Genomic DNA, 13,598 nt, shown 5'->3' with positions numbered 1-13,598 from the left:
GATATGGCGAATTTGTTCAAAATGAAATATTGGCAATCGAGGATCAAGGGAATGCAACTTTCTGGAAAGAATATTTAGACAATTACAATGTTACAAAAGTTAATTGGAAATTTGATAAATTAACATCTGAAGATAGTCTATATAATAAATCTATTAATTTATCTACCGAACAAGTCACTTTGATACATAGGTTGGCAAAAGATTTAGTGATTAGCATTGATAGTATATTTTTATTAGCGTATCTAGAAACTTTATCATTTTTTACAAATAACACTGATATGATAGTTGGTCAAGTAGTAAATAATCGTTTGGAAAAAGAAGGAGGAGATAAGTTATTTGGTTTATTTTTAAATACTATTCCATTTAGATTTAATATAAATAATACATCAAACTATTCTAGTAAGCTATTAGAAGTATTTACAACTAAAGTTAGATTGCAACAATATAAACATTTACCTTATGGATATATAAAATCGTTATTTAAACAAGAATTGTATGATTTTGCATTTAATTTTATACATTTTCACATATTTAATGATAGTTATTCTAATCTGCAATCTTTGGGAGGATATGAAAGAACAAATATACCATTTGTTCTTAGTGTATCTCAGTATAAAGAATCCATGTTTTTAGTAAAATTTAGTGTGCATGATAATTATATTAGCCAAGATTTTCTGGATTATTTTACAGTATATTATCAAGAATCCTTACTTAATATATTAAATAATCCAGGTGGTACTAAATTACGTCTTACTGAACAGGATTATAAACAGATAGTTTATGATTGGAACAATACAGGTAAAGAATATCCATGTGATAAGACGATACATGGATTATTTGAAGAGCAGGTAGAAAGGAGTCCAGACAGTATTGCACTGGTATATGAAGATATACATCTTAGCTACAGGGAAGTGAACGAAAGAGCAAACAAGCTAGCACATTATATAAGAAGTAGAGAGGAGATTGAGCCTGATACATTAATAGCACTTTGTTTGGATAGAAGTGAACACATGCTAATTAGTATACTTGCGGTACTTAAGGCAGGGGGAGCATATGTACCAATGGATCCAGGCTATCCTGATAGCAGAATAGAGTATATAGTTAATGATACGAGGGCGAAGGTATTATTAACTAACAGTGTATATCAGGAAAGACTTGATGGTATTGATAAGGGAGCTAATACAAATGTGATTGCAGTAGATTCTGCAGAAGTGCAAGAAGCCTTGGTCACTGCATCTATATTCTCTCCTGTTACTAGAATAGAAAGTATGAACCTTGCCTATGTAATATATACTTCAGGTACTACAGGGAATCCTAAAGGTGTAATGATAGGACATAGGGGAGTGGTATCTCTTGTAAAGAATAGTGAGTATGTAAACATTGATTCTGATGATTCGTTAATTCAATTTGCTGATATGGCATTTGATGCTACAACTTTTGAAATTTGGGGTTCTTTGTTAAATGGAGCTAAATTATTTATTCCAAGTAACAAAGTGGGTTTAGTTACTGATATTAATTTATTTTATGAGACATTAATAACAAATAAAGTTTCTATATTATGGTTAACAAAAACTTTATTTGATCAATTATTTTTGATTAATGAAAGTATTTTTAAAAATATTAACTATTTATTAATAGGAGGAGAGTCATTAAATAAAGGTCTAATATCTAGATTAATAGATTCAAATAACGTCCCACAAAATATTATTAATGGTTATGGTCCTACTGAAAATACAACATTTAGTTGTACATTAAATATTAATAAAGATAATATTAAAGTTACAGATTCTATACCTATTGGTATACCATTGGTTAACAGAAAAGCCTACATTTTAAATAGTAACCTAACTCCTCTTCCTATTGGAGCTATAGGTGAGTTGCATGTAGGAGGAGTGGGACTTGCCAGAGGATATTTAAACAGAGCGGATTTAACGGCTGAGAAATTTATAGCAAATCCATTTAGAACAGAGGAAGAATTAAGGCAAGGTAAGAATGCAAGATTGTATAGAACAGGAGACCTGGCTCGTTTACTTCCTGATGGTAATTTGGAATATATAGGACGAAATGACTCTCAGGTTAAGATTAGGGGATATAGGATAGAGCTAGGAGAGATAGAGTCAGCTCTTCTGTCATATGAGGATATTAAGCAAAGTGTTGTAGTAACTCGAGAATACGTAAGTGCTGATGATTCTACAGGTAACAAATATCTGGTGGGATATTACGTATCGGAACACAAACTCAAGGAATCAGATATTCTTACTTATCTAGAGTCTAAATTACCAGAATATATGGTACCGAGTACTTTAGTACATTTAGAGAAACTACCATTAACAATCAATGGCAAATTAGACAGAAAAGCATTACCAGATACTGAGTTTACTGATAAGGATAATTATCTTGCCCCACGCAATGAACTAGAAAAGCAAATAATTCATATCTGGTCAGAAGTTCTAAAATTACCTATAGAAATCATAGGCATTAATCAAAGTTTTTTTAAGCTTGGTGGTAATTCTATATTAATCATAAAATTAAAAAGCAGATTAGTCAGAATTCAGTTATTAAAAGATATCACTGTTACAGATTTATTTAGATATTACACCATTCAAAAGTTAGTTGAACATTTTATTGTAAAAGAAGTCCAGGACGAGTTTAAATTATTAAATCCTAAATTAACATCTGAAATAGATATTGCAATACTTAGTTTATCTGGAGCATTTTCTGGAAATGATAATGTAAGTAACTATTGGAATATGATTAAAAATGGCTTAGAAGGAATACAAAAATATAACATGGAAGAATGCCGTAATTTAGGTGTTGCAGAAGACAATCTTATTAACCCAAATTTTATACCAGTTAGTGGACATGTTCCTAATATAGATTTATTTGATCCATTATTTTGGAATTTATCTGGGATAGAAGCAAAATTAACTGATCCTCAAATAAGAAAATTCTTGGAACATTGTTGGTACAGCTTAGAATTAGCTGGTTATATAACAAAACGTAAAGAACTTAATATAGGAGTGTTTGCTGGAAGTGGTCATAGTGATTATTTTTACAACAATGTGATAAACAGTGATGACAGGGATAGTATTAATATGTGGGAAGCATCTACTATGAATAATAAAGATGCTCTAACGACTAAAATTAGCTACTTGCTGGGGCTAACAGGTCCTGCTAATAATATTAATACTTCCTGCTCTACAAGTTTAGTAACTGTAGTTGAGGCTTGTAAGAACCTATCATTTGGTATATGTGATATGGCTCTTGCCGGAGGAGTATCATTCTTACTACCTAATCAAGTTGGATATATATACCAAGAAGGGATGATTGCATCTAAAGATGGCCATTGCCGACCTTTTGACAATGAGGCTAGTGGTACTATCAGTGGCTCAGGTGTAGGAGTGGTTTTATTAAAACGCTTAAGTGATGCTATAAAAGATGGGGATAGGATTTTAGCAGTAATAAAAGGATACGCAACCAATAATGATGGTGATAGAAAAATAAATTATACCTCACCAAGTATAATTGGTCAAGCAGAATGTATTATCAATGCTCAAAGAATGGCAGGATTATTATCAGATAGTCTTGATTATATAGAAACTCATGGTACAGGCACGAACATAGGGGATCCAATAGAAATACAAGCATTAAATCAAGCATTTCATTATAATAAATCCAACGAGGAAAGGTTAACTAAGTGCATTTTAGGAGCTGTTAAAGCAAATATAGGTCATTGTAATTCTGCTGCTGGAATAGCTGGTTTAATTAAAATATGTAAAATGTTAGAAGATAGGATCATTCCTAAACAAATAAATTATGTTCACGCAAACCAAGAACTAAGTTTAGATAAAACCAATTTTGATATTATTACTGCAAATAGGAAATGGCTACCACGAGATGACAAACCTAGAATTGCTGGAGTTAGCTCTTTTGGAATTGGAGGAACAAATGCACATGTCATTATTAGTGAATTTATATCTGATACTAGTTTACAAAATAAGGCTCAATTAAATAATAATGATTATAATATAATAGTTAATAACCCTTTAGTATATACATTACCAATTACTGCAAAGACTAAGAAATCATTAATAGAATATAAAAAAGAGTTTATAAAATATTTAAAAGATACAAATGACGATATATCTGATATTGCTTATACACTAGAACAAAGGCGTGAACATTTTAATTACAGATATGTAATTAGCTGTAATTCTTTACCAAATGCTATTAAGAAGTTAGAAAGTAACGATGAAATTATAAAGGTTTCAGATAAAATTATATCCCAAAATCTTAAAAATATTTTTATGTTTCCCGGTCAAGGTTCTCAATACATAGACATGGGTTTTGAACTTTATCAAAATGATGAAGATTTTAAATCAATAATAGATAACTGTATTGAAATAATTAAAAAACAGAGCGATATAGATATTGGATTAATTTTATTTCCAAGGCTATATGGAAAAGTAGAGGAGGATATCAATTTAACCAAATGGACACAACCGTCCTTATTTATTATATCATATGCATTAGCTAGATTATTAAACAAAATCGGAATAACAGCAGAAGCATACATAGGTCATAGCATAGGTGAGTATGTAGCAGCAACTTTATCCGGTGTCTTTAGCTTAGAATCTGCACTAAAGTTGGTAATGGCAAGAGGCAGATTAATGCAGGAAATGCCAGCTGGTAAGATGTTATCAATACAAGCGTCGGTAGATGAAATAGCAAAATATGTAGAACAAAATAATTGTGAGGTGGCAGTTATTAACTCTAATACTAATTGTGTTGTATCTGGTTTAGAATTAGATATTAATAAATTAAAAGCCAAGCTAAATAAGCTAAGTATTACATCTTTAATTCTAAATACATCTCATGCATATCATTCGTGTACTATGGAGGAAGCAGCGAAAAGATTTATAAAAGAATTTGACAGAGTTACAATAAATAAACCTAAAACCAAATTTATTTCTAATGTAACAGGAGAATTTATTCAAGATAAAGAGGCAATAAGTCCATTATATTGGGCAAATCAAATAAGAAAGCAGGTGCAATTTGCTAAAGGAGTCGATACCATATTTAATTATTATAATGGAGATGTTGTCTTTATAGAATCTGGTCCAGGTAGAAGTTTAAATTCATTTGTTCAACAATATAAAGAAGTAAGATCAAATGAGATTATAAGTATTCAATTAATGAGGTCATTAAAAGAACAAGGTAGTAAACAGAATATAAAGAATAAAAAAGATATATTAAGTATTTTGTGGTTTAACGGATTTGCTGTTAATCTAAATAAATATACCAGTCCTCAAGTAGTTTTATTACCAACCTATCAATTTGATTATAAGTCTTATTGGATTAAAGAATCTAGAATCAATAATTTTAAACATAATAAATTAAATCCTTTAAATGATATGTTTTATGCCAGGGAATGGAAAAGAATTGGCAAATTAATGATTAGTAATAATTATAGGAATTTAGCTAAAAAAAATATTTTAATTTTTAACAACGAGAATAATTCTGATTACATCGATCAATTAGTTTTTAAAATATCTTTAATTACAAAAAACTTTAAATACATAAAAAATAGCTTGGGTGAATACATTGAAGATGGTAATTCTGTATCATTAAATTTGTCAAATCAATTACATATAAATAAGCTAAAAAAGTTAATGAATGATCAATTTGATACAACCATATATTTCTCTTCAGGTATCCGTGATAATGCAATAAATAGCGATATTAGTGCAGCATATTATTTAAATACGGCAATATATAAGAATTTAACTGAGGTACATCAATTTATCTCAATTTCATGTAATAATTATGATGTTTTGGGGGATGAAACTTTAGCACAATTTCCAAGTGTTGTTCCTGGTATAACAAAATCATTACCAATAGAGAATTCAAATCTTAATGCTACACATTATGATATTAATTTTGAAAGTGATGTTGAAGAAATACTTAAATTTTTAGCGTCAATAATTGATAATAAATATGAATCTAATTTAGTGGTAGTTAGGAATAAATATTTATGGGTTCCTATTTATAAAAAAATATCTTTAAATACGATCATACATAAGCCGCTAGTTAAGGATGGTGATTCAATATTGATAAGCGGTGGATTAGGTGGTATAGGATATTCATTAGCACAGTATATTAACACTATCGCAAATGATTTAAATATTATTTTAATCGGTAGAACTGATCAGCTTACATTAAGCAGAAAATACAGAACTAATTTAACCATGCTTAAAGATATTAGAAAAAACAACATATTTTATATCTCATGTGATATTGGTAATTTAGATAGCTGTAATTTATTAATTAATAAATTACAGCAATTAAATATAGCTAAATTAAATTTGGTTATACATGCTGCAGGTATTGGGGCAAAAAGTGCTATAGAGGTTAAGGAAATCTCTGATATCTATGCTGTTACTGATCCTAAGATACAGGGAATGATTAATATAATAAAAATATCTAAACAGCTTAGTTTAGGTACAATAATAACCTGTTCATCATTATCCACTATAGTACCTTCTTACGGTAACATGGAATATACTGCAGCTAATTTATTTTTAGATGAAATATCTTACAGAAAATATTTAAACATCGATAAGATTATAACGGTAAATTTTAATCAAATATCAGATGTAGGAATGGCTTTTGAATTTATCAGTAAGAATAAAAACAACCCTAGTCTTAATAGCATTTGTAGTAGTGATATACCAAACATAATTGACATTATTAATAATACAAAGAACTTGAATCATATTATACTTTCTAAATATGATATAGAAAAGCAGTTATTAGATATAGAGGAGCAGTTATTAATAAATAAATATACTTGCAATTTAGTAAAAGAGGATAATCAGGCAATAATTATAGTTGAAAAAAACTTTACGGAATTGGAGTATAAATTAGCTCAAATATTTTGTACAACCTTATGTTTAGACGAAATAAGTTTGCATGATGATTTCTTTAGGTTAGGCGGCAACAGTATTCTAGCAATAAGATTAGTAAATAAAATAAATAGAGCATTAAACAGTAACATTAATATATCCTCTATCTTTAAATATAATACAGTAGAAAGGTTAGCTCATTACTTAGAACGTAGTAACAAAGATAATGTACTAATAGAAAAAATTATCGTAACTAGAGTAGAAGAACAAAAGTTATCATTCGCACAAGATCGTCTATGGTTTATTGAAAAGTATGAAGAAGGAACAAATGCATATAATATACCAATGTTATATAAGTTATCTGCTGATATCAATCTTGATACATTAGAAATGAGCCTTAAAGCTGTAGTAGCAAGACATGAGATTTTAAGAACATTAATTAAGGAAAATACAGATGGACTAGGGTATCAACTAGTATTGGATAATACCAAAAACTTATTGGAGATAAATAAAATATCTATAACAAACAAAATAGAATTGGAAACGGAATTACAAAAAGCAGTAAATTATGTATATGATTTATCAAATGAAATACCAATAAGAGTTTGTTTTTATTACTTACAACCTGGCAAAGAGTACTATATAAGTATAGTAGTACATCATATAGCATTTGATGGATGGTCAACCAATATATTTTTTAATGAGCTACAAGAATATTATAATTATTATTTAGCCAAATTAAAAGGGTTTGAGGCTAAACTAAATCTTCCTGATATTACTATTCAATATAGAGACTTTGCATTATGGCAAAGGAATTACTTAAGTGGTGATAGGTTAGATGGTCAGTTAAACTATTGGAGAAATAAACTAGAAAATTATGAGACATTAAATCTAGTTACAGATAAACAAAGACTAAAACAGGTAAATTATAGTGGAAAGAATATTTATTTTGAAATTGGTAAAGGAGTATCAATAAGCTTAAGAGAGCTGGCAAAAGAATTAAAAGTAAGTCTATATAGTGTATTATTGTCAGCATATTATTTAATGCTAAGAGTTTATAGTAATCAGGATGATATAGTAATAGGGACAGCTGTATCTAACAGGCATTATAATCAAGTAGAGAGCTTGATAGGATTTTTTGTAAATACTATAGTTTTAAGAACTCAAATAAGGTCAACAAGTACAATTAAAGAGTTTATAGAAACTGTAAGCAAGGAGGTAATAGAAGCACAACTTCATCAAGATTTACCATTTGAGAAATTAGTAGAAGAGTTACAAGTAGAAAAGGATACAAGTAGGCACCCTATATTCCAGGTTATGTTTGGGTTGCAAAATTTTGGTTTTAATACAAAATCAGAGCTATTACAAGGATATGTATCAGATACAAATTTGTATAACGTGGCAAAATTTGATATAGAAACATTTATAGATGATAGTCAAGAGATTTTAAGAGGAGGTTTTAATTATGCAGTAAGTCTATATACAGAAGAGACAATAAATAGATTAAAGGATACATATCTTGAAATAGTGAAGCAAATAAGTAATTGTCAAGTAGAAGAGAAGATATCAGATATAGGTTACTTAAATAAGGAAGAGTATGAACGGATAGTTTATGGTTGGAATGATACAGGTAAAGAATATCCATGTGATAAGACGATACATAGATTATTTGAAGAGCAGGTAGAAAGGAATCCAGACAGTATTGCACTGGTATATGAAGATATACATCTTAGCTACAGGGAAGTGAACGAAAGAGCAAACAAGCTAGCACATTATATAAGAAGTAGAGAGGAGATTGAGCCTGATACATTAATAGCACTTTGTTTGGATAGAAGTGAACACATGCTAATTAGTATACTTGCGGTACTTGAGGCAGGGGGAGCATATGTGCCAATGGATCCAGGCTATCCTGATAGCAGAATAGAGTATATAGTTAATGATACGAGGGCGAAGGTGTTATTAACTAACAGTGTATATCAGGAAAGACTTGATGGTATTGATAAGGGAGCTAATACAAATGTGATTGCAGTAGATTCTGCAGAAGTACAAGAAGCCTTGGTCACTGCATCTATATTCTCTCCTGTTACTAGAACAGAAAGTACGAACCTTGCCTATGTAATATATACTTCAGGTACTACAGGGAATCCTAAAGGTGTAATGATAGGACATAGGGGGGTGGTATCTCTTGTAAAGAATAGTGAGTATGTAAATATTGATTCTGATGATTCGTTAATTCAATTTGCTGATATGGTATTTGATGCTACAACTTTTGAAATTTGGGGTTCTTTATTAAATGGAGCTAAATTATTTATTCCAACTAACAAAGTGGGTTTAGTTACTGATATTAATTTATTTTATAAGACATTAATAACAAATAAAGTTTCTATATTATGGTTAACAAAAACTTTATTTGATCAATTATTTTTGATTAATGAAAGTATTTTTAAAAATATTAACTATTTATTAATAGGAGGAGAGTCATTAAATAAAGGTCTAATATCTAGATTAATAGATTCAAATAACGTCCCACAAAATATTATTAATGGTTATGGTCCCACTGAAAATACAACATTTAGTTGTACATTAAATATTAATAAAGATAATATTAAAGTTACAGATTCTATACCTATTGGTATACCATTGGTTAACAGAAAAGCCTATATTTTAAATAGTAACCTAACTCCTCTTCCTATTGGAGCTATAGGTGAGTTGTATGTAGGAGGAGTGGGACTTGCCAGAGGATATTTAAACAGAGCGGATTTAACGGCTGAGAAATTTATAGCAAATCCATTTAGAACAGAGGAAGAACTAGGGCAAGGTAAGAATGCAAGATTGTATAGAACAGGAGACCTGGCTCGTTTACTTCCTGATGGTAATTTGGAATATATAGGACGAAATGACTCTCAGGTTAAGATTAGGGGATATAGGATAGAGCTAGGAGAGATAGAGTCAGCTCTTCTGTCATATGAGGATATTAAGCAAAGTGTTGTAGTAACTCGAGAATACGTAAGTGCTGATGATTCTACAGGTAACAAATATCTGGTGGGATATTACGTATCGGAACACAAACTCAAGGAATCAGATATTCTTACTTATCTAGAGTCTAAATTACCAGAATATATGGTACCGAGTACTTTAGTACATTTAGAGAAACTACCATTAACAATCAATGGCAAATTAGACAGAAAAGCATTACCAGATACTGAGTTTACTGATAAGGATAATTATCTTGCCCCACGCAATGAACTGGAAGTAAAGGTGTGTCAAATATGGGCTGAAGTATTGGGGATAGAAGTAGATAAAGTAGGAATTCATGATAATTTCTTTAGATTGGGAGGGAATAGTATTCTAGCAATTAGGCTAGTAAGTAAATTAGGTAAAGAGTTAAATATAAATGTAAGTATAGCCAGCATTTTTAAATCTCACAGCATAGAAAGATTAATAGAGTATTTAAAAGGCAATGCAGAATCTGGCACTAATATAAGTAAAGTTAGTATAAGTAATGCAGAAAAACAAAAGTTATCATTTGCACAAGAGCGTCTATGGTTTATTGAAAAGTATGAAGAAGGAACAAATGCATATAATATACCAATGTTATATAAGTTATCTGCTGATATCAATCTTGATACATTAGAAATGAGCCTTAAAGCTGTAGTAGCAAGACATGAGATTTTAAGAACATTAATTAAGGAAAATACAGAAGGACTAGGGTATCAACTAGTATTGGATAATACCAAAAACTTATTGGAGATAAATAAAATATCTATAACAAGCAAAATAGAATTAGAAACGGAATTACAAAAAGCAGTAAATTATGTATATGATTTATCAAATGAAATACCAATAAGAGTTTGTTTTTATTACTTACAACCTGACAAAGAGTACTATACAAGTATAGTAGTACATCATATAGCATTTGATGGATGGTCAACCAATATATTTTTTAATGAGCTACAAGAATATTATAACTATTATTTAGCCAAATTAAAAGGGCTTGAGACTAAACTAAATCTTCCTGATATTACTATTCAATATAGAGACTTTGCATTATGGCAAAGGAATTATTTAAGTGGCGACAGGCTAGATGATCAGTTAAACTATTGGAGAAGTAAACTAGAAAATTATGAGACATTAAATCTAGTTACAGATAAACAAAGACTAAAACAGGTAAATTATAGTGGAAAGAATATTTATTTTGAAATTGATAAAGGAGTATCAATAAGCTTAAGAGAGCTGGCAAAAGAATTAAAAGTAAGTCTATATAGTGTATTATTGTCAGCATATTATTTAATGCTAAGAGTTTATAGTAATCAGGATGATATAGTAATAGGGACAGCTGTATCTAACAGGCATTATAATCAAGTAGAGAGCTTGATAGGATTTTTTGTAAATACTATAGTTTTAAGAACTCAAATAAGGTCAACAAGTACAATTAAAGAGTTTATAGAAACTGTAAGCAAGGAGGTAATAGAAGCACAACTTCATCAAGATTTACCATTTGAGAAATTAGTAGAAGAGTTACAAGTAGAAAAGGATACAAGTAGGCACCCTATATTCCAGGTTATGTTTGGGTTGCAAAATTTTGGTTTTAATACAAAATCAGAGCTATTACAAGGATATGTATCAGATACAAATTTGTATAACGTGGCAAAATTTGATATAGAAACATTTATAGATGATAGTCAAGAGATTTTAAGAGGAGGTTTTAATTATGCAGTAAGTCTATATACAGAAGAGACAATAAATAGATTAAAGGATACATATCTTGAAATAGTGAAGCAAATAAGTAATTGTCAAGTAGAAGAGAAGATATCAGATATAGGTTACTTAAATAAGGAAGAGTATGAACGGATAGTTTATGGTTGGAATGATACAGGTAAAGAATATCCATGTGATAAGACGATACATAGATTATTTGAAGAGCAGGTAGAAAAGAGTCCAGACAGTATTGCACTGGTATATGAAGATATACATCTTAGCTACAGGGAAGTGAACGAAAGAGCAAACAAGCTAGCACATTATATAAGAAGTAGAGAGGAGATTGAGCCTGATACATTAATAGCACTTTGTTTGGATAGAAGTGAACACATGCTAATTAGTATATTTGCGGTACTTAAGGCAGGGGGAGCATATGTACCAATGGATCCAGGCTATCCTGATAGCAGAATAGAGTATATAGTTAATGATACGAGGGCGAAGGTATTATTAACTAACAGTGTATACCAGGAAAGACTTGATGGTATTGATAAGGGAGCTAATACAAATGTGATTGCAGTAGATTCTGCAGAAGTGCAAGAAGCCTTGGTCACTGCATCTATATTCTCTCCTGTTACTAGAACAGAAAGTACAAATCTTGCCTATGTAATATATACTTCAGGTACTACAGGTAATCCTAAAGGTGTAATGATAGGGCATAGAGGGGTGGTAAATACCATCGCATCATTAAATGATGTATATGATTTGAAAAAAGGCAACAAGATAACAGCATTTACATCTTATATTTTTGATGTATCAGTTTCAGAGTTTTTTACAGCATTATTTCGTTGTGGAGAAATTCATTTATTAAATGATGCAATAAGATCTGATTCTTATTTAATTAGTTCTTATGTTAGAAAAAATAATATCAATTATGTATATTTACCTCCAATATTATTATCTAATTTACCAAAGGTTAAATATAAGGCACTTTGCGGAATAATATACGCAGGAGAGCCATGTGATATAAATACAGGTGAGTATTGGTCAAATCATTATAAGTTATATAATTATTATGGTCCAACGGAAGTAACAATATATGCATCAGGTAAAAAAATAAAAAATGGAGATACTAATTTAATAGGCAAGCCTATTTCAAACACTAATGTCTACATTTTAGATAATAACTTAACTCTTCTTCCTATTGGAGCTATAGGTGAGTTGCATGTAGGAGGAGTGGGACTTGCCAGAGGATATTTAAACAGAGCGGATCTAACGGCTGAGAAATTTATAGCAAACCCGTTTAGAACAGAGGAAGAACTAGGGCAAGGTAAGAATGCAAGATTGTACAGAACAGGAGACCTGGCTCGTTTACTTCCTGATGGTAATTTGGAATATATAGGACGAAATGACTCTCAGGTTAAGATTAGGGGATATAGGATAGAGCTAGGAGAGATAGAGTCAGCTCTTCTGTCATATGAGGATATTAAGCAAAGTGTTGTAGTAACTCGAGAATACGTAAGTGCTGATGATTCTACAGGTAACAAATATCTGGTGGGATATTACGTATCGGAACACAAACTCAAGGAATCAGATATTCTTACTTATCTAGAGTCTAAATTACCAGAATATATGGTACCAAATATATTAGTTCACCTAGAGAAATTACCTTTAACTGTTAACGGTAAATTAGACAAGCAAGCTTTGCCATATCCTGAGTTTGGGATAGATATTGATAGCTATGTAGCCCCACGAAATGAACTAGAGAGCAAGGTATGTAGTATTTGGGGAGAAATCCTTAATTTATCTTCAGATAAGATAGGTATTCATGATAACTTCTTTAAGCTAGGTGGTAATTCTATCACTACAGTTAAATTGATCACTAAGATAAATAAAAATTTTGGTACTAGTATTTTAATTCAAGATATATTTTTATACCCCACAATTTCACAAATAGCTAAAGTTATAGAAAGCACAGAAGCATCAAATTTGATGTAA

1 protein-coding gene (running past one end of the window) is annotated in these 13,598 nt (G+C 30.2%); it reads left to right on the top strand.

What is annotated here, in order from left to right:
- Window positions 1-13,598, top strand: the 3' portion of a protein-coding gene (locus AAGD42_RS06335) for a non-ribosomal peptide synthase/polyketide synthase (protein WP_341752674.1). The gene continues 26,227 nt to the left of window position 1, outside the view; 13,598 of the gene's 39,825 nt are visible here — the last part of the coding sequence; the start codon falls outside the window, past its left edge; the stop codon is at window positions 13,596-13,598.

The sequence above is a fragment of the Candidatus Tisiphia endosymbiont of Dioctria linearis genome (assembly GCF_964026545.1).
GTDB lineage: Bacteria > Pseudomonadota > Alphaproteobacteria > Rickettsiales > Rickettsiaceae > Tisiphia.
This window is presented reverse-complemented; position numbering and strand designations above follow the sequence as displayed.